22 protein-coding genes and 2 tRNA genes are annotated in these 24788 nt (G+C 63.0%); 13 read left to right on the top strand and 11 right to left on the bottom strand.

What is annotated here, in order from left to right; genetic code table 11:
* The first annotated feature begins 228 nt into the window (after positions 1-228).
* Both DFO46_RS12725 and DFO46_RS12720 read left to right on the top strand, forming a co-directional pair.
* The gene (locus DFO46_RS12725; RefSeq protein ID WP_120277545.1) at positions 229-3693 is read left to right on the top strand and encodes a chromosome segregation SMC family protein; all 3465 of its coding nucleotides are present in this window, start codon (positions 229-231) and stop codon (positions 3691-3693) included.
* Positions 3693-4121 carry an Ivy family c-type lysozyme inhibitor gene (locus DFO46_RS12720; RefSeq protein WP_245422569.1) on the top strand — a complete coding sequence of 143 codons (429 nt, stop codon included), beginning with the start codon at positions 3693-3695 and terminating at the stop codon, positions 4119-4121. The genes DFO46_RS12725 and DFO46_RS12720 overlap by 1 nt, the downstream gene beginning before the upstream one ends.
* A gap of 12 nt (positions 4122-4133) precedes the next feature.
* On the opposite strand, the gene DFO46_RS12715 is transcribed toward DFO46_RS12720, so the two are convergent.
* Together DFO46_RS12715 and DFO46_RS12710 are read right to left on the bottom strand one after the other, a co-directional pair.
* On the bottom strand, positions 4134-5303 hold the full coding sequence (locus DFO46_RS12715) for an MFS transporter (protein WP_120277544.1): 1170 nt from the start codon (positions 5301-5303) through the stop codon (positions 4134-4136).
* A gap of 392 nt (positions 5304-5695) precedes the next feature.
* Positions 5696-7009, bottom strand: a complete 1314-nt coding sequence (locus DFO46_RS12710) for a hypothetical protein (protein ID WP_183041937.1) — start codon at positions 7007-7009, stop codon at positions 5696-5698.
* 361 nt (positions 7010-7370) lie between these two features.
* Here DFO46_RS12710 and ppdK point away from each other — a divergent pair, with 361 nt between their 5' ends.
* Positions 7371-10046: a pyruvate, phosphate dikinase gene (gene ppdK, locus DFO46_RS12705; protein WP_120277542.1), complete on the top strand. Its 2676-nt coding sequence runs from the start codon at positions 7371-7373 to the stop codon at positions 10044-10046.
* A gap of 41 nt (positions 10047-10087) precedes the next feature.
* On the opposite strand, the gene DFO46_RS12700 is transcribed toward ppdK, so the two are convergent.
* Positions 10088-10900 (bottom strand): hypothetical protein, encoded by an 813-nt coding sequence (locus DFO46_RS12700; protein WP_147412764.1) that lies wholly within the window; start codon positions 10898-10900, stop codon positions 10088-10090.
* 314 nt (positions 10901-11214) lie between these two features.
* Entirely contained in the window at positions 11215-11466 is a 252-nt protein-coding gene (locus DFO46_RS12695; RefSeq protein ID WP_120278247.1) for a type II toxin-antitoxin system ParD family antitoxin, read from the bottom strand.
* A gap of 129 nt (positions 11467-11595) precedes the next feature.
* Between DFO46_RS12695 and DFO46_RS12690 the strand changes: the two genes are divergently transcribed.
* Positions 11596-12063 carry a carboxymuconolactone decarboxylase family protein gene (locus DFO46_RS12690; protein ID WP_120277540.1) on the top strand — a complete coding sequence of 156 codons (468 nt, stop codon included), beginning with the start codon at positions 11596-11598 and terminating at the stop codon, positions 12061-12063.
* Entirely contained in the window at positions 12063-12923 is an 861-nt protein-coding gene (locus DFO46_RS12685; RefSeq protein ID WP_120277539.1) for a sigma-70 family RNA polymerase sigma factor, read from the top strand. The genes DFO46_RS12690 and DFO46_RS12685 overlap by 1 nt, the downstream gene beginning before the upstream one ends.
* A 70-nt stretch (positions 12924-12993) precedes the next feature.
* Here DFO46_RS12685 and DFO46_RS12680 read toward each other — a convergent pair whose 3' ends face one another.
* The gene (locus tag DFO46_RS12680; RefSeq protein ID WP_120277538.1) at positions 12994-13743 is read right to left on the bottom strand and encodes an SDR family oxidoreductase; all 750 of its coding nucleotides are present in this window, start codon (positions 13741-13743) and stop codon (positions 12994-12996) included.
* Between the two features lie 98 nt (positions 13744-13841).
* Between DFO46_RS12680 and DFO46_RS12675 the strand changes: the two genes are divergently transcribed.
* From DFO46_RS12675 to DFO46_RS12660, 4 genes are all read left to right on the top strand, one after another.
* Positions 13842-14777 carry an AraC family transcriptional regulator gene (locus DFO46_RS12675; protein WP_120277537.1) on the top strand — a complete coding sequence of 312 codons (936 nt, stop codon included), beginning with the start codon at positions 13842-13844 and terminating at the stop codon, positions 14775-14777.
* 82 nt (positions 14778-14859) lie between these two features.
* Positions 14860-15156, top strand: a complete 297-nt coding sequence (locus DFO46_RS12670) for a cupin domain-containing protein (protein ID WP_110789549.1) — start codon at positions 14860-14862, stop codon at positions 15154-15156.
* Positions 15153-16079 carry an MBL fold metallo-hydrolase gene (locus DFO46_RS12665; protein ID WP_120277536.1) on the top strand — a complete coding sequence of 309 codons (927 nt, stop codon included), beginning with the start codon at positions 15153-15155 and terminating at the stop codon, positions 16077-16079. Before DFO46_RS12670 ends, DFO46_RS12665 begins: the two co-directional genes overlap by 4 nt.
* A gap of 335 nt (positions 16080-16414) precedes the next feature.
* Positions 16415-16627 carry a hypothetical protein gene (locus DFO46_RS12660; RefSeq protein WP_110789547.1) on the top strand — a complete coding sequence of 71 codons (213 nt, stop codon included), beginning with the start codon at positions 16415-16417 and terminating at the stop codon, positions 16625-16627.
* Positions 16628-16821: 194 nt separating this feature from the next.
* Here the strand turns inward: DFO46_RS12660 and DFO46_RS12655 are convergent, their stop codons facing one another.
* Together DFO46_RS12655 and DFO46_RS12650 are read right to left on the bottom strand one after the other, a co-directional pair.
* Complete coding sequence (locus DFO46_RS12655; protein WP_120277535.1) at positions 16822-17778, bottom strand: DUF1499 domain-containing protein; 957 nt, start codon at positions 17776-17778, stop codon at positions 16822-16824.
* Positions 17779-17869: 91 nt separating this feature from the next.
* A complete protein-coding gene (locus DFO46_RS12650; RefSeq protein WP_183041890.1) occupies positions 17870-18844 on the bottom strand; it encodes a hypothetical protein in 975 nt (324 codons plus the stop codon).
* Between the two features lie 101 nt (positions 18845-18945).
* Here DFO46_RS12650 and DFO46_RS12645 point away from each other — a divergent pair, with 101 nt between their 5' ends.
* Positions 18946-19269, top strand: a complete 324-nt coding sequence (locus tag DFO46_RS12645; protein WP_120277534.1) for a hypothetical protein — start codon at positions 18946-18948, stop codon at positions 19267-19269.
* A gap of 437 nt (positions 19270-19706) precedes the next feature.
* Here the strand turns inward: DFO46_RS12645 and DFO46_RS12640 are convergent, their stop codons facing one another.
* A complete protein-coding gene (locus DFO46_RS12640; RefSeq protein WP_120277533.1) occupies positions 19707-20267 on the bottom strand; it encodes a type 1 glutamine amidotransferase domain-containing protein in 561 nt (186 codons plus the stop codon).
* 168 nt (positions 20268-20435) lie between these two features.
* Here DFO46_RS12640 and DFO46_RS12635 point away from each other — a divergent pair.
* Positions 20436-20510 (top strand) — tRNA-Gln (locus DFO46_RS12635).
* 107 nt (positions 20511-20617) lie between these two features.
* On the opposite strand, the gene DFO46_RS12630 is transcribed toward DFO46_RS12635, so the two are convergent.
* The gene (locus DFO46_RS12630) at positions 20618-20896 is read right to left on the bottom strand and encodes a hypothetical protein (protein ID WP_147412763.1); all 279 of its coding nucleotides are present in this window, start codon (positions 20894-20896) and stop codon (positions 20618-20620) included.
* A 420-nt stretch (positions 20897-21316) separates the two neighbouring features.
* Positions 21317-21733, bottom strand: a complete 417-nt coding sequence (locus DFO46_RS12625) for a hypothetical protein (protein WP_110789522.1) — start codon at positions 21731-21733, stop codon at positions 21317-21319.
* A gap of 430 nt (positions 21734-22163) precedes the next feature.
* Here DFO46_RS12625 and DFO46_RS12620 point away from each other — a divergent pair.
* Both DFO46_RS12620 and DFO46_RS12615 read left to right on the top strand, forming a co-directional pair.
* Positions 22164-22240: transfer RNA gene (locus DFO46_RS12620), tRNA-Pro, on the top strand.
* A 327-nt stretch (positions 22241-22567) separates the two neighbouring features.
* Positions 22568-23626 carry a LacI family DNA-binding transcriptional regulator gene (locus DFO46_RS12615; protein ID WP_110790330.1) on the top strand — a complete coding sequence of 353 codons (1059 nt, stop codon included), beginning with the start codon at positions 22568-22570 and terminating at the stop codon, positions 23624-23626.
* Between the two features lie 128 nt (positions 23627-23754).
* On the opposite strand, the gene DFO46_RS12610 is transcribed toward DFO46_RS12615, so the two are convergent.
* Positions 23755-24648 carry a cobalamin B12-binding domain-containing protein gene (locus DFO46_RS12610; protein ID WP_120277531.1) on the bottom strand — a complete coding sequence of 298 codons (894 nt, stop codon included), beginning with the start codon at positions 24646-24648 and terminating at the stop codon, positions 23755-23757.
* Between the last annotated feature and the right edge of the window lie 140 nt (positions 24649-24788).

Below are 24788 nucleotides of genomic sequence, written 5' to 3'. Positions count from 1 at the left end.
CATTTTACCCATAGCTGCGCTGTCTGCGCCGGACGCGACACCAGCGGTGACCGCGACAAGTGCCGCGCGCCGCTCTCCCCCCTCGTGGGGGAGATGCCCGGCAGGGCAGAGGGGGGCGCTCTCGTTCGACTTCAGCGTCTTGAGCCTTAAAACCTCGGCCATCGGCCCCGCATCCGACCCTACGGGCCACCTTCTCCCCGCAAGCGGGGCGAAGGGGAGGCTGTGCCGATGAAATTCAACCGCCTGCGTCTTCTCGGCTTCAAGTCCTTCGTCGAGCCCTCCGAATTCGTCATCGAGCGTGGCCTCACCGGCATTGTCGGACCCAATGGCTGCGGCAAGTCGAACCTGGTCGAGGCGCTGCGCTGGGTCATGGGCGAGAATTCCTACAAGAACATGCGCGCGTCCGGCATGGACGACGTCATCTTCTCCGGCTCCGGCAATCGCCCGGCCCGCAACACGGCGGAAGTCGGCCTCTACCTCGACAACTCCGACCGCACGGCGCCGGCCGCCTTCAACGATGCCGACGAGATCCAGGTCACCCGCCGCATCGAGCGCGGTGCCGGCTCCGTCTACCGCATCAACGGCAAGGAAGCCCGCGCCAAGGATGTGCAGCTGCTGTTTGCCGATGCCTCGACCGGTGCCCGCTCGCCTTCGATGGTCGGCCAGGGCCGCATCGGCGAGCTGATCGCGGCCAAACCGCAGGCCCGCCGGCAATTGCTTGAAGAAGCCGCCGGCATTTCCGGCCTGCATTCCCGCCGCCACGAGGCCGAACTCAGGCTTCGCGCCGCCGAAACCAATCTGGAGCGGCTGGAAGACATCACCGCCCAGCTCGAAAGCCAGATCGAGAGCCTGAAACGCCAGGCCCGCCAGGCCAACCGCTTCAAGCAGCTGTCAGCCGATATCCGCGCCCATGAGGCAATGCTCCTCCATATCCGCTGGGCACAGGCGAAACAGGCGGAAGGGGAGGCGGAAAGCGCCCTCAATCAGGCCATGTCCATCGTCGCCGAAAAGGCGAACTTCCAGATGGAAGCGGCCAAGCTGCAGGCCGTCGCCAGCCTGAAAATGCCGGAACTGCGTGAGGAGGAGGCGAAATGTGCCGCCGCCCTCCAGCGCCTGCAGATCGCCCGCAGCCAACTGGACGAGGAAGCCAGCCGTATCCTCCGCCGCCGCGACGAACTCACCCGTCGTCTCGCCCAGCTCGACGAGGACATCCGCCGCGAGGAGCGTCTGGTTTCCGAAAACGCCGAGGTCATCCAGCGGCTGGCGGAAGAAGAGGCCGAACTCGAGGAAATCCTCGCCGATGCCGGACGTTTCGCTGAAGAGGCGAAGGAGACCTTCGACGCCGCCGCAGCGACCCTTGTCGACAGCGAACGCGATTTCACCCGGCTCACCGCCGAGCGCGCCGAAGCCGCCGCCGGCCGCAATCAGCTGGAACGCGCCATCCGCGATCTCGCCGAACGCCGCGCAAGGCTGGAGCGCCAGGTCTCCGACGCCTCCCGCGAACTTTCCGACATCTTCGAACGCATCGCCGCTCTGCCCGATCCGGACGAAAAGCGCGAAATGGTCGAGATCGCCGAACAGGCGGTGGCCGATGCCGAGAGTGCGGCGATGGAGGCCGAGGCAGCGCTGACAGAGGCGCGCCGCACTGAAAGCCACCTGCGCCAGCCGCTCGAAGCCGCCCGTGCGCGGGTCAACGGTCTGGAGACCGAAGCCCGCACCATCGCCCGCATCCTGGCTTCGACAACAACCGGCGACTTCCCGCCCGTCGCCGACGAACTCTCCGTCGATCGTGGCTTCGAGACCGCGCTCGGAGCCGCGCTTGGCGACGACCTCGACAGCGCCCTCGACCCATCCGCCCCCGCCCATTGGCATGGCAATGGCGACGGGGCAGGGGACGCAGGCCTGCCGTCAGGCGCGAAGCCGCTCATCGCCCATGTCCGCGCACCCGCAGCCCTCACCCGTGCACTCCGCCAGATCGGCGTGGTCGAAGAAGGTGACGCCCTCCGCCTGATGGCGAGCCTCGCCCCCGGCCAGCGCCTCGTCACCCGCGATGGCGCCGTCTATCGCTGGGATGGCCATGTCACCGGCGCCGATGCCCCGAGTGCGGCAGCGCTCCGCCTTGCCCAGAAGAATCGCCTCGCCGAAATCGAGATCGAGACCGAGGAAGCCCGCGACCAGATGGGCGAAGCCGAGGACCGGTTGAGCGAGGCCGCCGACGCCATCCGCACCGAAGAGGCCCGTCTCACGGATGCCCGCGACCGCAGCCGGCTCACCGTCCGCGCACTCGCCGAAGCCCGCGATGCCCTGGCCCAAGCCGAACGCGCCTCCGGCGATCTCATCCGCCGCCGCGAGGTGATCGAGGAGGCGGTGAATGGCCTGAAGGCTCAGATCGAGGAGATCGTCGAGCAGGAAGAAACCGCCCGCATTGAGATGGAGGAGACGCCCGATCTCTCCGCCCTCGACGCCCGCCTGCGGGAGGCGGAAAGCCTGGTTGCCCGCGACCGTGGCCTGCTCGCCGAAGCCCGTGCCCGCTTCGAGGGGCTTGCCCGCGAAGACGAGATGCGTCGCCGCCGCATTCTTGCGATCCGCCAGGAAAAGCAGAACTGGCAGAACCGCGCCAAATCGGCGCAAGAACACATCGCGACCCTGCGCGAGCGCGAGGCAGAAGCGCGCGAAGAAATCACCGATCTCGAAATGGCGCCCGACGAATTCGAGGACAAACGCCGCAACCTGATGACCGCCCTCGACAAGGCGGAAAAAGATCGCCGCGAGGCCGCCGACCGCCTGGTCGACGCCGAAACCCGTCAGCGCGAGGCTGACCAGAAGGCCGCCGCCGCGCTCGCCGAACTCGCCGAATCCAGGGAAAAGCGCGGCCGCGCCGAAGAGCGCCTGGTCTCGGCCAAGGAATGGCGTGTCGATGCCGAGGCCCGCATTGCCGAAGCGTTGAACGTGCCCCCGCACGAGGCGTTTCGCCTGACGGGCCTGAAAGACCCCTCGCAGATCGGCGACCTGCGCGAGGTCGAGCGCAATGTCGACCGCCTGAAGATGGAGCGCGAGCGCTTAGGCGCCGTCAATCTGCGCGCCGAGGAAGAGCAGAAGGAACTGTCGGACAAGCTGGCAGCCCTGATCAAGGAGCGTGACGACATCATCGATGCGATCCGCAAGCTGCGCGGCGCGATCCAGAGTTTGAACCGCGAGGGCCGCGAACGCCTGCTCGCCGCTTTCGACGTCGTCAACGCCCAGTTCCAGCGCCTCTTCACCCACCTGTTCAACGGCGGCACCGCCGAGCTGCAGCTGATCGAAAGCGACGACCCGCTGGAAGCCGGTCTCGAAATCCTCGCGCGCCCGCCGGGCAAGAAGCCGCAGACCATGACGCTGCTCTCGGGCGGCGAGCAGGCGCTCACCGCCATGGCGCTCATCTTCGCGGTCTTCCTCACCAACCCCGCGCCGATCTGCGTGCTGGACGAAGTCGACGCGCCGCTCGACGACCACAATGTCGAGCGCTACTGCAACCTGATGGACGAGATGGCCGCCTCCACCGAGACCCGCTTCGTCATCATCACCCACAACCCCATCACCATGGCCCGGATGAACCGCCTCTTCGGCGTGACGATGGCTGAACAGGGTGTCAGCCAGCTCGTCTCCGTCGACCTGCAGACGGCAGAGGCGCTGCGCGAGCGGGATCTGGTGTGATGCGACACTCCATTCTCACCGCTCTGATGGTGTTGTCGCTTGCGGCCCCTGCCGCGACGCAAGACACGGACGGTCTTCCCGACACTTCCCTCTCCGGCAACTTCCTGCCCAAGGTTCTCGAAACCTCGGCGGTCCATCGAGACAGTCTCATGGACATGATCAAGGGCAAGCCGGGACTGCCCTTCTGGGTGCGCACACTGGTCAGCCAGCCGCGCTATGTGGCTCTGGCCTCTGAGGAGGTCGTGGTTTCGGGCGAAAGGCGGCAGCTGTTTCGTGCCTGCGAGGCCGGCCGTTGTGATGCAAGCCGGCTGGTCGCGATCTTCTCCGCCGATGGCAAACATGCGGTTCTCAAGGTTTCCGACGCCGAACTCGGCGTCAAATTCTTCGGCGACCCGACCCCCGACGAGCTGGTGGCATTGGCCAACTGACGGCAATGAGCCTCACGCCGCGGCCTCTCGCCCGGCCTTGATCACCCGCACCGGCAGTGCCGAACTGGCCAGGATCGAACCCAGCACCAGCGGCAGGCAGACGAGGTAGGCATTGCGGATGCCGAAGGTTTCCGCAACGAAACCGAGAAGCGGCGGGCCGAGGAAAAAGACGACAAAGGCCATCTGCGCAATCGCCGCCACGTTGACCACGGCCGGCCGGTCCGTACGCTGGGCAGCGGCGGTCACCGCCATGGGATAGACCGCGCTGCAGCCGGCCCCCATCAGCGCGAAGCCGAGAAGCGCCACATAAGGATGCGGCGCGACCCACGCCAGCGCGATGCCGAATGCGGCCACCGTCAAGAGCACACGCCCGACAAGCCGCGCGCCATGCCGATCAACGACGGGATCGATGGTCAGCCGGGCAAGCGCCATGAAGAAGGCAAACAGGGTGAGGCCCGAGCCGGAGATGAAGGGCGAGACCTCGAAAACCTCGTTCATGTAGATCGTCGACCAGTCGATGCCGGCACCTTCGATCAGGAAGGCCGAGGTGCCGATGATGCAGAGCGGCAGCAGACCGAGCGTCGGCAGGGCAAAATGCGGCTGGTCTTGCGCGGTGCCGACATGGGGGAGGTGCGGTGCATTTTTCATGCCGGCGACCGTCACCGCCCCGATCACGAACATCACGCCGAGCAACGCATGCATATGCATCTGCATGCTGATCTCGGCCTGGCGCACCAGCGAGGCGGTGATGGCGGTAACGAAGAAACCGAGGCTCCAGCAACCATGCGCCCGGTTCATGATCCCGAAGCCGATTTCGGCCTCGATCCGTCCGATCTCGACGTTCAGGCAGATCTCCAGCGCGCCGGCGAGCAGGCCCATGACGAAGAGCGTGGCAAAGACCGAGGGTGCATTGGGCAACAGCGGAATGGTCGACAGCAGCGCCATGACGCCGAGCAGCGAAATGGCAAGCGTCGTACGCGTGCCAAGCCGGACGATCAGCGGCGAGGAAAAGGTGAGCGAAATCAGCGACCCGATCGCCATGCCGATCAGCGTCATCCCGAGTTCGGCCTTGTTCACCGACAAATGCGCCTGCAGGTCCGGCAGCCGCGAAAACATCGCGCCGGTGGACATGGCGAACAGGAAGAAGGCGATATAGACGCGAAACTGCGGGGGAATGCGCATGGGACGACTCGATTTGTGGAAGACTCGATTTGTCAGACAACTGATTACGGACGTGCCAGCATCCGGGCGACAAGTCCAGCCGTGCGAGACGCCGAACGGTTCGCCCTTGCAAAAGACCCATTGGTTGCTGCTGCTCGCCAAGAGATCTAGCGGGAAGGGAGCATGCCCCATACGCGCCGTCATCCTCGGCCCTGTGCCGAGGATCTGCCAAGGGTGGCCAGGAAGGGGAGGCCTGGGAAAGGCCATAAACGTCAAGCCAATAGCAGCGGTGGTAGATCCTCGGGACAAGCCCGAGGATGACGGCGGAGAGGACCTCATCAAACAAAAATGCCGAAAGCAAGCTCCCGGCATCTTCTATTGGCTACCGCCTATTCGCTATTCGCTTCCCGCGCTCAACCCGCCGAATTAATCTGCCGCGCCACCACGTCGTGGTTCAGCCAGATCACCGGGGTGGAGGGATGCGCGATTTCACCGAAGATCAGAGCGCCGGTCGCCTCGACCACGAGCACGCTCAGATAGTCCGAGATCAGCGCCTTGCCGTCCTTGTGCATCTGGGCGATCTCGGTCGAGGTGCCGATGGTGATGTCGGACTGGCCCTGGCTGTTCGGCATCGGCCACTTGTTGAAGTCGTAGAACGGCTCCATCACCGCGCTGACCTGGAAGTCGGCGATCTTCTGGAGCACCTCGTCGATCGTCGCACCGTCGACAAGCAGGTTCTGGCAGTCGGCCCAGATCTTCTCAGCCCGCGCCCCACCATTTTCCTTCTTCAAGGCCTTCAGGAGCGGCAGAAGCGGCAGCTCGATGCCGGCGAAGACGTCGGATGAATTGGTGCGGATCTCGGGGCAGTTGAACACGGTCGCCTTGATGCCGGACGCAAACGCCTCTTCGGCAATCGCCTCGAGCTTCATCTTGGCATAGCCCTGGGTGTAGTTCGTATAGGTCTGCCAGCGATAGTCGTCGCCGATCAGGATGCCGGTGCCGTGATAGCCATAGGCGGAATACCGCACCTGGCCGCCGCTCTTTTCGATGCGGGCGCGGATGGCAGCACTGCCTTCGATCAGGTGGCGGAAGGTGTTGGCCGAGACTTCGTCGAAGTTCTGCAGGATCAGCTTGCCGAGATCGCTTTCCAAGAGCACCTGCGACGACATGTGGCGCGCACCGCGACCCTTGTAGATGCGGTTGGCGATCACGAGGAAGACCTTGGCCTTCGGAATGCCGCCGGCCATGGTGTGGGCGAAATGCACGTTCTTGCCATCGGCAATCATGCCTTCAAGCTCGGCCATGATCTTGGCGACCGCATCCTGGAAGCGCTTCACGCCGACATCGCGGCACTTTTCGATATGCGCCCAGTCGAGCTTTTCGGTTTCCCAGTTTTCCAGCGTCAGCGCCGAAAGCAGGTCCGTCGGCGTCGGCTCGCCTTCCGGCGCATCGAGATCGAAGCCGGCCATGGCGGGAATGTTGATGATCCGGCCGCCGAGATTGGCTTCGGCCTGGGCGAGTTCCTCATCGTTCAGCGGACGCAGCTTGTTGTGCTCATCGCGGCGACCAACGGTGATCCCGATGATCTCCATGCCGGCCTTCTTCGCCTGGTCCAGCAGGCCGGTGACATAACCGCGACCGAACAATTCACCAAAGAGAACGAAGACGTCGCCCTTGCGATACAGGTCGTTATGCGGGATCTGCGTCAGGGGCACCGGGCTTTTCAGGGTCATTTTCGATTCCGGATTACAATACTCGTGCATGCCCACTACCAAAGTCTCGACCGCAGTGCATCATCCTGAAGCGATTTCTTCGGTCATTTTAAGTGACCGTTTATCGCATTGCGTGATGAGCCGTAACAATTGCCGCTTTACACGGTGTCGGAAGACAGTCTCACCAGCCGCTCGTTCCAGCCATCCCCTCGGACGGCCGCCGCCCTCACGAGGATTCACATCGCCGAGACCGCTATCCCCTGTCACTGCCGCAATTATGATGCATTGCAGCATAAACTTGACAAGGTGGCGTTTCCAATCCGTCACATTTGCTGTAAACGGTGGAAAATAAAGCCTGTTTTGGGTGGAGAGGGCGATGCGCAAGTGGGTTTACACCTTCGGCGGAGGAAAGGCCGAGGGGAGTAGGGCCGAGATCGATCAGTTGGGAGGGAAGGGGGCCAATCTCGCCGAAATGGCGGCGCTGGGTCTGCCTGTTCCGCCCGGCCTCACGATCGTGTCAGACGCCTGCGGCATCTATTACAAGAGCGGCAAGACCCTTCCCGACGATCTGAAAGCCCAGGTTCTCCAGGGCATAGAAGGCATCGAGACGGCCACCGGCCGCGCCTTCGGCGATACCAGCCAGCCGCTTTTGCTCTCCGTGCGCTCCGGTGCGCGCACCTCCATGCCCGGCATGATGGACACCGTGCTCAATCTCGGTTTGAACGACCACACGGTCGCCGCACTCGCCCAGCATTCCGGCGATGCCCGCTTCGCCTGGGACAGCTATCGCCGCTTCATCCAGATGTATGGCGATGTCGTGATGGGCCTCGATCACGAGGTTTTCGAGGAGATCCTTGAGGACGAAAAGGCCCGCCTCGGCCACGAGCTCGACACCGAATTGTCGGCCGTCGAGCTGCAGCACATCGTCAGCCTCTACAAGGACCTGCTGGAACAGGACCTCGGCCAGCCATTTCCGCAGGATCCCCACGTCCAGCTCTGGGGCGCGATCGGCGCCGTCTTTTCCAGCTGGATGAACCCGCGGGCCAAGACCTATCGCCTGCTGCACAACATTCCCGGGGACTGGGGCACGGCGGTGACGGTGCAGACCATGGTCTTCGGCAATCTCGGCTCGACCTCGGCCACCGGCGTCGCCTTCACCCGCAATCCCTCGACCGGTGCCCGGGAATTATACGGCGAGTTCCTGGTCAATGCGCAGGGCGAGGACGTCGTCGCCGGCATTCGCACGCCGCAATCGATCACGGAAGCCGCCCGCATCGACAGTGGCTCCGACAAGCCCTCGCTGGAAAAGCTGATGCCGGAGGCCTTCGCCGAATTCGGCGCCATCTGCGACCGGCTGGAAGCGCATTACCGCGACATGCAGGATCTCGAATTCACCATCGAGCGCGGCAAGCTCTGGATGCTCCAGGCCCGCTCGGGCAAACGCACGACGAAGGCCGCGATGAAGATCGCCGTCGACATGGTCGCGGAAGGCCTGATCACGAAAGAAGAAGCGGTGCTGCGCATCGAGCCGTCTTCGCTTGACCAATTGCTGCACCCGACCATCGACCCGCGCGTCACCCGCCATGTCATCGGCTCCGGCCTGCCCGCCTCGCCGGGGGCGGCGACCGGCGCCATCGTCTTTACGGCGGAAGAGGCGGTCGAGGCCGAAAGCGAAGGCCGCAAGGTCATTCTGGTGCGCGTCGAAACCAGCCCCGAAGACATTCACGGCATGCATGCGGCACAAGGCATCCTGACGACGCGTGGCGGCATGACCAGCCACGCGGCCGTGGTCGCCCGCGGCATGGGCATCCCCTGCGTCTCGGGTGCGGGCACCATGCGCGTCGATCTGCGCAACGAAAAGCTTGTTGGCCTCGGCGTCACGCTGACCAAGGGCGACATCGTCACCATCGACGGCTCCTCCGGCCAGGTGCTGAAGGGCGAGGTGCCCATGCTGCAGCCGGAACTCTCGGGCGATTTCGCCCAGTTGATGGTCTGGGCCGATGCGACCCGCCGCATGACGGTGCGCACCAATGCCGACACGCCGGGTGATGCCCGCGCCGCCCGCTCCTTCGGCGCCGAAGGCATCGGCCTTTGCCGCACCGAACACATGTTCTTCGAGGGCGAGCGCATTCATGTGATGCGTGAGATGATCCTCGCCGAAGACGAGGCCGGCCGCCGCGCCGCCCTCGACAAGCTGCTCCCCATGCAGCGCTCCGATTTCACCGAGCTCTTCACCATCATGCATGGCCTGCCGGTGACGATCCGCATGCTCGACCCGCCGCTGCATGAATTCCTGCCGAAGTCGGACGAGGAAATCGAGGAAGTGGCCAACGCCATGGGGCTTGAGCCCGGCTTCATGCGCCGCCGCATCGATGCGCTGCACGAGTTTAACCCCATGCTCGGCCATCGCGGCTGCCGCCTTGCCATCTCCTATCCCGAGATCGCCGAAATGCAGGCCCGCGCCATCTTCGAGGCAGCCGTCGCCGCCGCCCGCGAAACAGGCGCTCCCGTCGTGCCGGAAATCATGGTGCCCCTGGTCGGCCTGCGCTCCGAGCTGGATTACGTGAAGGCCGTCATCGACCGGGTCGCGACCGAAGTCATGGGCGAAGCCGAACTCGAGATCTCCTATCTCGTCGGCACGATGATCGAACTGCCGCGCGCCGCGATCCGCGCCCATATCATCGCCGAAGCCGCCGAATTCTTCTCCTTCGGCACCAACGACCTGACCCAGACCACCTTCGGCATGTCCCGCGACGACGCCGCCCGCTTCATCCCGACCTACCAGAAGAAGGGGATCATCATCCAGGACCCCTTCGTCTCGCTCGATTTCGACGGCGTCGGCGAACTCATCCGCATCGCCGCCGAACGCGGCCGCAAGACAAGGCCTGACATGAAACTCGGCATCTGCGGCGAACACGGCGGCGACCCCACCTCGATCCACTTCTGCGAGGATGTCGGGCTGGACTACGTGTCGTGCTCGCCGTTTCGGGTGCCGATTGCAAGGCTGTCTGCGGCCCAGGCGGCGATCAAGGCGCGGGCTGCTGCTCAATAACATTCACTCCTGAAATTTGAATGTAGTTAGCAAGATGCGAGTTAGCGAAGAGTTTCGAAATGAGCGCAGTCGTATGCCATTGCTGATTGTTCAAATTTAATAATAAACGTCCTGTTGGAGTCAATTTGATTGTCTATTTCGTAGATCGGCCAAATTGTTACTTCACCGGCGTTGTCGAGGGCAACCAATTTCGAAATTTCATTTTCAAGATATTCGCATGATTTGTTGCGAGTTATTGCGTTGAAGCTAACGTACTTGTCGCGCCCAGTAACGACTTTTTCAGAGCCAAGTGTGTATGTTTTTCCCAAAATTACTTCTTTGGCCGTGATTTGGTCGGGGTGCTTGAGGAAAGTATCAACAAATTTTTTCGAATATTTTATTTTGTACGAGTTTAGGTGGTTTGTAGTCGATCCTACAAAAGAAAATATAACAGAGAAGTCGGACTCCAATGTGTATCCGACAAGTTTTTCTCCTAAAAACTGAGGCGATATCGACAGGGATCCATATATATAACCAGAATCGTCAATTGTGTTTCTGATTGAGATTGATTTGATTGCCTTCTTGTTTAGTTCGTCATCAATCTTTTTTTCGAAGTCAGAGCTCTTCTTGCCAATTTCTTCGATTGCTGAATTTAACTTTTCCCATTGCATGTATGAGGAAGATATGCTTCCAATTCCAAATATAATTGTAAGAATAGATCCTATTACTGTAATCTTATTAAGAAATGATTGCTGAGATAGGAATAACAATTCAGATATTTTATGAATTGAATCTATTGATTGGGATTGCTGTTCTATTTTTTCCCTGAAAGAATTGGAATTTCGAATTCTAATGCTTTTTAGATCCTGTGTCATTTGTTTTCTTCTGGCAATTTTTTTGATTTGTAATAATAATTCGATCGGGGTGAATTTGTCAATTTTTATATGGGATTAATTGGGTTGTAAGGTGGGGCGACTTTATATAGGTTTTTCAGTAATTTCGACATTTGATCTGGAGACGTGGCAAACGACGATTTTTCCTATTTTGTTTCGGCTAGATAGTGCTTCCAAGAGAATTAGCTGGAGACATAACGCTCTTACAGTATAAATACTCAGGGCACCTGTCCAATGTTGACCTTTGGGCGAAGCCGATATCTCATTCCGCAGCCGATGCCTTGCCGCTTCGCAGCTCATCGAGAAATGCCATCGAACGCAGCATCGAGATCCTGCAAACTTTCGGGTTCGGCCTCCGCGCGGTCATAAGTCGGCGCCACTTCGTTGCGAAGCCAGTCCTCCAGCGCGTCCTCATTTGACGCAAGCAGTCTCAAACCCTCCGAAACGACGTGGCTCTCATCGGCATAAGCCCCCGCCTCCACCCTCAAGCGGATAAGGTCGAGAAGCTCGGTCGGCAATGTGATGGTCACTGTCTCATGTCTGGACATGATGATCATTCCTGGTGGTGCCGCAGAATATCACTCTATCGCCCCCAACCAACAAAAATCCCCGCCCCATGTCACATTGACCATCCCCCGCTCGTCATGATGTCGTCCCCAACAGAAGGAACCGACATCATGACCGCAACACTCGATCCTTTCGCAGCCTCCCCCACGCTGATGAAGAAGTGGATGGCCGTGTCGACCGACATCGCCGCAAGCCTCGAACCGAGCTTGATCGAACTCGTCAAGATCCGTGCCTCCCAGATCAATGCCTGCGCCAATTGCCTGAACATGCACGCGGCGGAAGCCCGTGCCCAGGGCGAGACCGAACAACGCATCTATCTTCTCTCGGCCTGGCGCGAGGCGCCGTGTTATACGCAGCGTGAGCGGGCGGCCCTCGCCTGGACAGAAGCCCTGACCACGCTGTCAGCCGGCCATCCGCAGGAGACGGCACTCCGGGATCTGCAGGCGGCCTTTACCGAGGAGGAGCAGGTGAAGCTGACGCTGATGATCAATGTCATCAACGGCTGGAACAGGCTTGCCGTCGGCTTCGGCCTCTGGATCGAGACACCGGCAACCCGAGCCCAGGGAGTGGCCGCCTGATGTTGTCCTCCGAGCAAACAGATGCGGCGGCGAGCTTCGATCCGTTGAGGCAGAAGCTGATGCGGCTCGCCTATCGCATGCTGGGCTCGGTGACAGATGCCGAAGACATGCTGCAGGAGGCCTTCATCCGCTGGATGAGGGCCGATCGCCGCGAGATCCGCGAGCCCGAAGCGTTTCTCCGCCGCGTCGTCACGAGGCTTTGCCTCGACCAGCTGAAATCGGCCCGCCTGAAACGCGAGACCTATATCGGTCCCTGGCTGCCGGAACCCGTGGTCGAAGAGGAGGACGAGCCCGAGGATGTCACCCTGCCGCTGATGCTCGCGCTGGAACGGCTGTCGCCTTTGGAGCGGGCGGCCCTGCTGCTCCACGATGTCTTCGGCCAGCCCTTCGAGGAGATCGCCGAGACGCTGGATCGCGACGTGGCGGCCTGCCGCCAGCTGGCAGCCAGGGCACGCCGGAACGTGCGGGAAGAACGGACCCGCTACACAGTCGACGCCAAGCGTGGGCTGGAGATGGCGGAGGCGTTCTTCACCGCCTCGCGCAGCGGCGATATGACGGCGCTTGCCGCCATGCTCGCAGCCGATGTCGGCCTGCATTCCGATGGCGGCGGCAAGCGCTCGGCCGCGATCGCCCCGATCCTCGGCCATGCCGCCGTGATGAAGGTCCATACCTATCTCGCCGAAAAGGTCTGGCCTGCGGGATCAGACCTCCTGCGCGTCGGCCTCATTAACGGCCTGCCGGGCTTCGTGACACGGGAGGCGGACGGCGAGTTGCAGACGACAGCGCTGGAGATTGCGGATGGCGCGATCACCGCCATCTATGTCATGCGCAACCCCGACAAGCTCAGGCACCTCCATTGAGGTGGGGGGCTCGGCGGCAGCGGCAGGGTAGGGAGGAACGACCCCGCCGCCCTCCCGCCGAAGCCGAGTCTCAGCCCGCCAGAGCCACTGCATCGGCTCCTGCCGGAATGCGCAACGGCGTTGTTGGATCAGTCGCCGCCTGCCACACGGCTTCCGCGACATCGTCTGCCTTCGTCACCTCGGCCTCGCTTTCGCTCGCCCAGGCGTCCATGACGGCCTTTACCACGGGCAGATAGGCTTCCGGGAAGCCGCCTTGTTCCTGCACCTTGGTGCGGGCCGTGTCCCCAAAGCCGGTGGTCGGCGCGCGGCCGGGCAGGACGATCCGCACCCGGATATCGAAGGGCGCGAGTTCCAGCGCCGAAACCTCCGTCAGCGCATTCAGCGCCGCCTTGCTCGCCGTATAGGCCGACAGCAGCGGCAGCGGCTTCAGCGTCACGCTGGAGGACACATTGACGATCACGCCGGAGCGCCGGTCCCGCATCTGCGGCAGAACCGCCTGCATCATTGCCGCCGGCCCGAATGTGTTGGTTTCGAACAGCGCACGCAGCGTGTCTCCACCGGTGCCCTCCACCGCATTCATCCAGCCGATGCCGGCATTGTTAACGAGCACGTCGATCGGCCCGGCCTGTTCGACCGCCGCTTTGATGCTGTCGGGATCGGTCACGTCGAGCGCCACCACCTGCAGCCGGTCGGAGGGGGCCAGCAGGTCCGCGCGTGGTGTCCGCATGCCGGCGATCACCCGCCAGCCGCGATCGAGAAAGAGCTTGGCCGTTGCAAGGCCGAAGCCCGCCGAAGCGCCGGTAATCAGGATGCTGTTCATGATCTTCGTCTCCTGTCTGTTGAACTGATCCCAGGCTATCCGGGCGATGCGAAATCCTCTATCATGCGGAGTGTCCAAATCTTTATCAGGAGTGTCGTTTGAGCGATCCCTTGGCCGAAATCGTCTCGCTGCTGCGTCCGCGCGCCGGCCATGGCAAGATCGCCCGCGGCTTCGGCGCCTGGCAGGTCTCGCGCGAACTGACCGGCGAACCCTTCTATTGCGTGGTGCTGGATGGCTCCGCCCGCCTCACCGTCGGCAGTCTTCCGCCGATGGAGATCAAGGCCGGGGACTTCGTGCTCGTGCCCGCCCTTTTCGATTTTCATGTCCTGGGTCTGCCCGAAAAGGGTAGCATCGGCGCAGATATTCCGGTTGCGCCCGGCGAAGTCTGCCATGGTGATCTCGAAGCGCCGGCCAATGCGCGCCTGCTGGTGGGACATTTCTATTTCGGCTCGCCCGATGCGCACCTGCTGGTCTCGCTTCTGCCGAGCCTCCTGCATGTGCGCGGCGCCGAACGCCTCTCCACCCTTGTCGGCCTCCTGACCGATGAGATCCGCGCGGCGCGTCCGGCACGCGACATGGTTCTCGCCCGCCTGCTCGATGTCATCCTGCTCGAAGCCCTGCGCATTGCCCCGAGCGAGAAGGCCCCGACCGGCATCCTGCGCGGACTTGCCGATGAACGTCTGGCAGCGAGCCTCCGCCGTCTGCACGCCGATCCCGCGCGCGACTGGACGATCGAAAGCCTGGCCCGGGAAGCGGCGCTCTCCCGCTCCGCCTTCTTCAAGCGCTTTCGCGCCGCAGTCGGGTTGCCGCCGATGGAATATCTCACCGCCTGGCGCATGGCGCTCGCCAAGGATCATCTGCGCGACCAGGTGCTCGGCATGCAGGAGATCGCCGAGCGCATCGGCTACGGCTCCGCCAGCGCCTTCTCCACCGCCTTCACCCGGTTCGTCGGCGTGCCGCCCTCGCGCTACGAAGTTGAGCAGAAACAGGCGATTGCCTCCTGGCGTCCGATTTCCGCTGTTGTCGCGGGGTAAGGCAGAAGCTAGGCTCGCGCTCCCATGACGCAGGCCGTCATCACGCGCGTCGCCCCTCGTCGGTCCCACACGGAGACACCCCATGCCCGGCTATTCCGCCCGCCCGCCCGCCATCCCCACCGTGATCCTCGACGATGCGGTCACCCGCATCATCCGCTGGGATTTCGAACCCGGTGCCGCGACGGGCCATCACACTCATGGCCTGGGTTATGTCGTCGTGCCGATGACCGACTGCCATTTCCTGATCGAGGATGCCGCCGGCGAACGCCGCGTGACGTCGAAGGCCGGCGAGGCCTATCGCCGGGATGCCGGTGTCGAGCACAATGTCATCAATGGCGGCACCGAGCCCATGAGCTTTGTCGAGATCGAGTATAAATGAGCCGCAGCGACGATCCGTCCTTGCCGCACTTCGTCACCGCCTTCGACCCGCAGCATGGCGTGGCCGTGCCTGTGGCCGAGGGGGTGCAACGGATCACGGTCAACAATCCCGGCCCCTTCACTTTCCACGGCACGAACACCTACATCGTCGGCCAGAAATCCGTCTGCGTCATCGACCCCGGTCCCGATGATGAAACGCATTTCGAGGCGCTGATGGCGGCGCTCGCGGGCAGGGATGTCACCCACATCGCTGTCAGCCACACTCACCGCGACCATTCCCCGCTCGCCCGCCGGCTGAAGCAGACGACCGGGGCGATCATTGTCGCCGAAGGTCCGCATCGCCCGTCGCGCCCGCTCTTCGAGGGGGAGGTGAACCCCTTCGCCGAAAGCTCCGACACGGATTTTGTGCCCGATCTGGCGCTCGCCGATGGCGAGGCCATCCAGGGGGATGGCTGGCGCCTCACCGCCGTGCACACGCCCGGCCACACGGCCAACCACGCAGCCTTCGCCCTCGAAAACACCGGCATCCTCTTCTCCGCCGACCACGTCATGGCCTGGGCCACCTCGATCGTCGCGCCCCCGGATGGCGCGATGAGCGACTACATGGCCTCGCTTGACCGGCTCGTGGAGCGCAGGGACAGTCTTTATCTCCCGGGCCATGGCGGCCCGGTCACTGATCCCCAGACATTCGTCCGCGCGCTGCGCACCCATCGCCTGATGCGCGAGCAAGCGGTGCTTGAGCGTATCCGGCAAGGCGACCGCCTGATATCGGACATGGTCAAGGTCATCTATGCCGCAACCGATCCGCGCCTGCATGGGGCAGCCGCGCTTTCGGTACTCGCCCATATCGAAGATCTCGTGGAGAAGGGCTTGATCGCGACCAATGGGCCGCCGAAGCTGTTGGGCGAGTATTGGCCTGCCTAATCGCACGTGGCCAGCATTCATCCGCTCACCCGCCGTATGAGGAAGATGCCCGGCAGGACAGAGGGGGTCCCATCAGGGACGAGATCAGAAGTCGCTCGCGGGCGCGGTGAGGGGAGCGAGGCAGTGCGTCTGTGGTCCGCTGAGGCCCTGGCCTTGAGCGGTGCAGCGTAGCGTCAGGTCTTCAATTCCCTATGCCTTGTCATGGCGATGCGAAAATGCGTGGTGCAGAACTCAGGGGGAAAATGGCTGCTTTTGTTGGTATGTATGCGATGGGCCGCGTTCTGCGGTTGTGGTGCAGGCCACCCACTCAAAGACTTTGAACGATAGGAAACACGATGACGCAAGGGTTTCGTAAAAGCATATTATTCCCGATTATTCTCATGTTTGCGGGTGCCGCCGCGTTTCTGCTCCTCCTTTATGTGACGGGGCATGATCCCGACGAAAAGCCGCTGACATTGGCCCAATGGATGACGGGAGGAGCGCTGATCGGACCCGGTTTTGCCTATCTCATCAAATGGAGACGAGACAAGGATCGGTCCAAGTTATAAGCGAGCTGCTCGCTTTGGCGACCATCGCAAGGTAATCCAAAATCGCTTGATAACAAAGAGTTAGATCGGTTCTGTGTTTCCAAGGAAATACGGAATTGATCTAACCCGCGCTCCGAGCCGCCGCCTTGTCCAGTTCGACCCCTCTGGCGGCCGCGCCGACATCTTCCCCACAGATGGGGCGAGTGGGCCCTTCCTCAATTCCCGGCAATCCCCAGCAGTTCGGCATCCAGGGCATGCAGAAATCCTTCGGCGATCTCGTCGCTGAAGCCGAGGTCGTGCGGCCCGTAGCGCGCGGCGACGCGGATGTCGACCAGCGTCATTTCCGCCTCTTCCTTCAGCCGCACCACGGCATCGAAGGGAAGCCCGAGCAGAAAGGTCTTTGTCGCAAGCTGCAGCCGCGCTTCGCCGTCCGGTTCTGCCGGGCCGGCCTCGGCTGCGGCGATCAGGGCCGAGATGGCATCCGGACGCGGCATCGGCAGCGGGCCACTCTCGGGCAGGGCTTCCTCGGCCGGGGGTGTGCCGGTTGAGGCCGATGCCGGAGGTGTCGCGGTCGTGCCGTCTTCCGCCGGGCGCAATTGCAGGTCCGGCAGGGCTTCCGCTTCGCCACGGCTGGCGGTCACCACCAGCCCGTTGGCCACCGCCACCTTGCGCACGGCCTCATAGACCCGGTCGATCGCGCCCTCGTAACGCCGGCCGTTGAGGCCCGGGTAATGCTCTGCCTGCAAGGTGCTGGCCACGACCGAAAGCGGCGGGCGGGGCAGGAATTGCTGGTCGGCCTCCGGCACGGAAACCCAGGCCGGCCGGTCGTTGAGATCGGTTGACACCTCCGTCAGCATCGGCCGGCTCTCATAGAGGAAATAGCCATATCCGGGCAGTGCCAGCGGCAGGGCCGCATAGGCGAGCGCCTGAACGGCAGCGATCCCGCCCAGAGCCCCGATCTGCCAGAGCCGCATCAGCCCGATCAGCGCCAGCGGCACGGCAAAGGCGGCCGGCAAAGCCGCAACCAGCACCAGCGCGACGAAATCCGGTGTTTTCAGGAAGCCAAACCGATGCGCCACGATCACCAGCAACACCATCACCAGCGCAAACAGCGCGAGTCGCCGCGCAAGAAAGGCGGATCGGGACACGGGACGGTCGTAGCGGACGATCATGCAGGCGGCACCGGAATCAGGAGAACGAAGAGCCCCCTTGTGTAACCGCTTGGCCGGGAGGCGTCGATATCCCGATACCCGTGGCGATCACTCAAGGCGCGGGGTCCTCCTCGCGCGGCAGGAACAGGTCGGAGCCGTCGCCGCCGGGCGCGTCTTCCAGACCCTCCTCGATCGCGGGATCGAGCGGCGCCAGGCTCGGCGAGTCGAGAGAGCCGATGCCGGGCATCATCACGTCAGGTGCGCTCGGATCGCCGAGCGGCATTTGCGGCTCGGGTGTGAGCGGCACGTAAAGCGAGACCGTCACGATGATGGCGATCACCACCAGCCAGGAGCCGATAATGCGCGCCGGGATGGTGAGCCACGCCCCGCGAAACGGCCGCAGCAGCAGGCCCGGCGACAGCAGGATCCACAGCGCGCCGAGCACGGCGGTGAAGGCAAACTCCTTGATCCCGATGCCGAAATCGTCGAGCCCGATGAACAGCGACAGCGAGAGCGCGACGACGGCTGCCGCAAGCGCTGCGCCCACCACGCGAAACCGCTGCGGCAGCCACAAGGCCACGCCCGCCAAGAGAACGGCCACCGGCGCAATTAGGAACAGTTCGTCGCCGAGCGGGCTCTGCAGGATGATCGGAAAGATCGTGTCGAAGAGCAGCAGCATCGGCAGGAGCACGCCGAGAAAGGTGCCGGCGATCCAGCCGATCTCCCGCCCGCGCTCCGCCATGCCGACCACCACCGACAAGCCGAGCATCGCCAGCACCAGGTCGTAGATCGACAGGGTGAACAGGAAACCGAGCTCGAAGAAGGCGAAGTCATGCGGGATGGAGAGCGCAAGGGCGACCGGCAGCACGCCCGCAAGGAACAGCGCGAGCGCCAGCTTGAAGCCGCGCGTCTGGATGCCGGCGTGAAAGCGGGCGCCTGCAGCGCTTTGCCCGCTTCGGCCCGCCGCATCAGCGCCGGCCGGCCGCACTGCGTCCACCGTCGCCCCATTGGCGAGGGGTGTCGTCCCGGCCAACGCCGGTGTCGCCCGTCGCTTCTGTTGTCCGCCGCGCTGCCGCTGTTTCTTCATGCCTGCCGTCCGCCGCTCCCATTGCCTCCAAGCCTATTTCACAATGGACTTGATTTGTCACCGCCGAGCGCCAAACTGCGGGGCGCAAAGGAGATGAGGCGATGGGCGCCATAGTGATGATGACGGGCGTGACACGGCTGGAGCGCAGGCTTGCGACCCAACTGGTCTTCGACACGGTGAACCGGCTTGGGGGCTGGATCGACGACACCAGGATGTATTCCAACCTGATGAACACCATCCGTCTGACCTTGCCCGCCGGTGCATTCCCCGCCTTTGCCGAAGCCCTGAGCGGGGCCGGCATCACGGTCGACGTGCCGCATGACCTGGGCGGCCATCCCGAGGCGGAACGCATGGCAACCCTCCAGCTCACCTTCATCCACGACGAACCGGACCTGCGCCGCGAGGTGCCGGCGATCCCCGGATGACGGACCCCGGATGAGGAGCCTGGAATGACGAGACGGTGACCGGGACACGCGTGCCGTCCGGGCAGGCACCTTGGAAGACTGAGGGCGACGAAGCCGCAGCAGTGGCAGGTGCGCGCTCCTCCTCGCGGCAAAGCCAATTCATCGGGATTGATCTTCACCTGATCGTGTCACGGGAGCGGACGCTGGGCAGAGCCGGCGACCGGTGCGGCGGGTCGCGGCCGGCCGGTTGTGGCATCCTGATCGCGGTGCCGCTGGGTTCCTCCGAGTGGGGGAGGGTGGAGCGGCCTGTTCGCAGTCAAGCGAAGCGGGCGGATGTCGGTCATCCGGGCGGTGGAGCGACCGTCACAAGAACAAGGGCCCGGCGAAAATCGCCGAGCCCCATTGGCTCTGGATGAGGCCGCAGATGACCTGCGGCCTTTGTATGGCGCCCGACCGGTTCAGGCCGCGCGGCGCTGATGGCGGCCTTCCTCGATTTCCTCGACGATTTTCGACACAAAGGCATCGAGATCGCCGGGATTGCGCGAGGTGACGATGCCCTGGTCGGTCACCACAGCCTCGTCGCGCCAGTCGGCGCCGGCATTGATCATGTCGGTCTTGATCGAGCTGAACGAGGTTGCCTTGCGGCCCTTGACCGCGCCGGCCTCGATCAGCAGCCACGGCGCATGGCAGACGGCAGCCACGGTCTTGCCGGATGCGACGAAGGCCGAGATGAGGTCGACCGCCTTGCGCTCCTTGCGCAACAGATCCGGATTGATCTGCCCGCCGGGCAGAACGATGGCATCGAAATCCTCGACCGAGACTTCGTCCAGTGTCAGGTCGACCTCGACGGTGTCGCCCCAGTTCTCGTTGTCCCAGCTCTTGATCGGCGCCTTTTCCAGCGAAGCGATCGACACCTTGGCGCCGCGGGCGGAGAGCTTTTCGAGCGGCACGCGCAGCTCGGAACGCTCATATCCATGGGTGGCAAGGATGAGGATGCGTGCGGATGTAATCGACGGCATGATGGGTCCTTTCGTCTCTCTTTGGCTCGGGGGATGACAGGCAAACGACCGACCGCCGTCATCGTTCCGCAAAAATCGCCCGACCAGTCGACAAGACCTGTTGCCGCTCGGCTCTGCCTTTGCTAATCAGGCGGCGATTTGCGGCGCGACCTTGAGCACGCAATCTGTTGGGGCGTCGCCAAGCGGTAAGGCACCGGTTTTTGGTACCGGCATTCCCAGGTTCGAATCCTGGCGCCCCAGCCACGTCCTCTTGTGACCGTGCGGCCCTTATACCGAAGCCACGGACTTGAAACCGACTGCCCGGCAAAACACCGTCAGCCGTTGATCCCCTTTTTTAATCCCCCCATCCCTCAAAGCTTCACCTTCACCGGCCGCCAGACGACCGTCTCGGGCGTGCGATCGTACGGATTGTCCATCAGCGTGATCTTGCAATTGTGCCTGTCGCACGCTGTGCAGCGGAATTTTAGCGAATGCGGGTCGCGGCCTTGGCCGTAGAAGGTGGCGAGGTCGCGGGCGAGGAAGCGGGCTTGGCGTTCGCAGTCACGACAGGTTGCCACGACCAGCATGTTGTGGCGGAGCGCTTTGCCGAGGGTATCGAGTGTCCGGGTCATGTGAGAAGATGCGAACATTCCATGAACATCGTCAAGCGGAAATCGAAACGAAGCCGCGACTTTTCCCGGATTTGAGCGCATTTAAACCCCAAGTGGACCCGAAGATCCATGCCGGCCGTCTGTCCCGCACGCCGCCCGATCCCGCGCGCAAGTCACGGAAAATTAACCATAAAATCCGCCGTATGTAAGGATAGTGTTAACCTTGATCTCGCTATAACCATACCGCTTCCATCAGGGTATAGCGTCGAGAAGCGCATCGGTTTCAGTCTCGCGTATCGGGGGAGGGCGTCATCCACGGCGTCCTCCCGTTGCGGGCTCCACCGACTGACACCGGCATGCAGCCGGTCCTCTCCCATCGATGACGACTGCCCGTAAGGGCAAAAAAAAGCCTCCGGCCCGTGATGGACCGGAGGCTTTGAATTTTGGGCTGCCAGAGGCTCAGTCGGCGGCGAGGAATTCGGCGCAGTAGCTCTTGCCGCCATTGATGCCGGGCCGGTCGACGACGGTGCGGATGCTGCGGATGACGTAATCCGAAGAGACCGTCAGCTGCACTTCGCACCGCATATACTGCGTGCGCGCCTGGGTCAGCAGCTTGCCCTTCTTGCCATTGCCGAGATCCTCGTAGGTCGCCGGGATCACGCGGGTCTTGTTGCCGCCGCGCCAGGTATAGAGGGTCGAATTGCCGGCAACGGCGTCGGTGACGGGAGGTCCGAACCGGGCGAAGAACGCGCCGGCCTGCTGGCCGTTCCAGCGGGCCTCGACCTCGTTCTGGGGAACGCCGGTGGTCGTGCAGCCTGTGGCTGCCAGTCCGAGAGCGGCCATGAGGCCTGCCGTCAGCATGTTGCGGAATGTCATTGTTGCTGCCCCTTGCACCCTGAATGTGCGGTCTTCCGGCCTGGTCCTGCGGCGCGCTGCCGGTCGCGCGATCCACACCTGCCTTAGCGTCAAACGGCGGCAGGGGAAATTGTCCCGGCCGTTCGCACACCGCAAAATTTCCAGCTGATGCGTCTGCGCAACGTAACGGAAGGCCGGGTTGTTCCACAGGGCGCCGGTCCGCGACACCTCGATCGTGCCACACGCCCCCAAATTGGCCGAGGAAGCGGACCGGGCGGAATGCCGAAAGCGAGGAAGGCATCCCGGTTTGCACGCGGGTTTGATCCCTCAAGATCCTGGAAATACGGGGCTTTCGACAGCTGCCGTGAAAAAAAACATCTTTCTGTCGTGATTTTGTCGTGTCCATGCTTGTACTCGCAAAATCGCTGGTCTATAGAGGCGCCGCTGGTCACGGAGTGTAGCGCAGTCTGGTAGCGCACCACGTTCGGGACGTGGGGGTCGAGTGTTCGAATCACTCCACTCCGACCAGCTTGAAAACCCTGCTTCGGCAGGGTTTTTTCGTTTTTGCCATCCGCAGCCGTCTCAAATGACGCGATGCGTCCCGCGACGTCCCACGGGCGCCATCCCCGGATGACCGCGCCGGCTTGCTCGGGCAAGCCAAGCAATATTGGTGTGTCCGACCCACAGTTGTATTCGATAACGAAGCCGTGGTGGAGCTAACCCGGGATTTAGAGCGTCAACCTATTGCACGCACGGGTATTTAAGAAATCGCTTTATTGTTTGGCATCTGTCAATTCGCAGCGATGTCTTCAGATTGGCCTACCATCGGTTGAATAATCTGCTAAATTGACGATCATGATTCCAGGCACGCGACGGCGGCGTCACCGCCATGAAAAAGTTACGCTTTCCGATGTCGCCCAGGCTGCTGGTGTGAGTGCGATCACCGTATCGCGTGCCCTGCGAGAGCCGGAGAAAGTGTCGCCGGCGCTGCGCGAGACGATCCTGCGCGTCGTCGAGCAGATGGGTTATGTGCCGGACATGGCGGCGCGGGCGCTCGCCAGCAAGGACAGCGGCCTGATCGGGGTCCTGACGCCGGGTCTCACCAGCTATGCCTTCATCGCCGTCATGCGCGGCATCGAGGACCGCGTTCGCTCCACCGATTTGCGCATCCAGTATGCCAACCCCGGTGACGGACGGAATGACGATGGCCGCAAGCTGCGCTTCTTCTTCTCCCAGAACCCGGCCGGTATCATCTATGTCGGCCTGCAGCATGATTCGGCCCTGGACGACCTGCTGCGCCGTGCGCCCTGTCCGGTGGTCGAGATCATGGATGTCAGCCACGCGCCGGCGGAAATGGCTGTCGGCATCGATCACCGTCTGGCCGCCGAGGCGGCGACCCGCCATCTGCTGGAGCAGGGCTACCGGCGCATCGCCATGCTGGGCGCCAGCTGGGACAACAGGTCCAAGCGGCGGCTAGAAGGCTTTCAGTCGGTCCTGGAGGCAGAAGGCCTGTTCGATCCGTCCCTTGTCCTGTCGATCGACAGCTATACCAGCGTCGGGCTCGGCGCTCATTTGCTCGATCGCCTGCTCAGCGATCATCCGGATGCGGATGCTGCCTTCTGCCATAGCGACGATCTCGCGCTCGGCGCCCTGTTCGAATGCCAGAGGCGCGGCCGTTCCGTTCCGAACGAATTCGGCATCTGCGGTTTCAACGATTTCGACTATGCCGGCGTCGCATTTCCCTCGCTCACCTCGGTGCGCCTGCCGCGCTACGAGATCGGCTACCGGGCGGCCGACATGCTGATCCGCGCGACGGGTGGCGGCCGCCAGGCGCCAACCGTGGTGGATCTCGGCTTCCAGCTGATCGCCCGCCAGTCGACGGCCCGCAACGCGCCGAAGGGGCCGACAGGCTGATCGGGCAGGTCTGCCGGCGCCAAGGCATCGCGCGCCGGTCCCGTCGTCTGGTCTCCCTAAATTTGTAGAAGGCTTTCTCTGCCGCCTGTCACGGCTGCGCTGACCCTGGGTCTGACGACCAGCCGCGCTCAGCGTTCGGCTTCGACCATCTGCCGAAAAGCGTCGAAATGCGGCAGGTAGGAAACGCGGTCGAGTGCCGGCATCGCGGCATAGGCGGGTCCGCCCGTCACCAGGCGTATCGCCCTGGGCAGCGCACCGCGCAACTGGCGAAGACCGGCCTCCAGCCGGGCCGGCTTGCCATGCACGGCGCTGATGCAGACCATGCGCGCCTGTCGTGTCTCAGCCGCTGCTGCAACTTCTTCCGGCGGCAGATTGGGCCCGAGACACAGGCTGTCCCACCCATGCAGGCGGGCGATCCATGCGGCGGCGAGCGCCCCGATCTCGTGCTCCTCGCCGGACAGTGTCGCCGTGATCAGGCGGGGAGCGTCCGCGCCCGGTCGGGGGCTGGTGTCAAACATGGTTCCCAGCAGCCGCTTGAGCGTCGCGGTCGCCAGATGTTCGGCGGCAATCGACAGCTCGTCTTCCGACCACAGGTTTCCGATGTCCCGCAACAAGGGCAGGGCGGTTGTATCGAGGAAGACGTCCGGACCTTCGCTCTCGGCCCGGGCCAGAAGCAGGTTGCGAAACGCCTCCCCGTCCATGGCCCGGATGGCCGCGATCAGCGGTGCATTCCGTTCGCGCTCGATTTGGGTGGTCTCGATCCGCTGCAGTTCGTCCAAGGGCAGCGTGATGAGATTGCCGATCCGATGCCCGGCATCGCTGCAGACTTTGAGAAGTCGCAGCCGTTCGGCCTGTTCGGCGGTGTAGAAGCGTCGGCCGGTCCCGCTGCGTTGCGTCGGCTCTATGCCGTAGCGGCGTTCCCAGGCATGCAGGACCAGCTTCGTGATGCCGCTGATGGAAAGAACCTCGGCGAGGCTCAGTAGCGCCTGACCACAATTCTCTCCGCCTTGACCCGAATGCATTCGTCCCGCCGTCTCCTTGCAACGAGGCTAAGTGATAGCTCGGAAAACTTGCGTGGAGGTGTACGGGCAATTCTTGATATATATCAAAAATGGCCTGCGCGGGGCAGGCCATCTGTTCTGTCGGTCAAATGGCCTGAGCC

It is taken from the genome of Rhizobium sp. AG855 (assembly GCF_003610655.1).
Taxonomy (GTDB): domain Bacteria; phylum Pseudomonadota; class Alphaproteobacteria; order Rhizobiales; family Rhizobiaceae; genus Allorhizobium; species Allorhizobium wuzhouense.
This window is presented reverse-complemented; position numbering and strand designations above follow the sequence as displayed.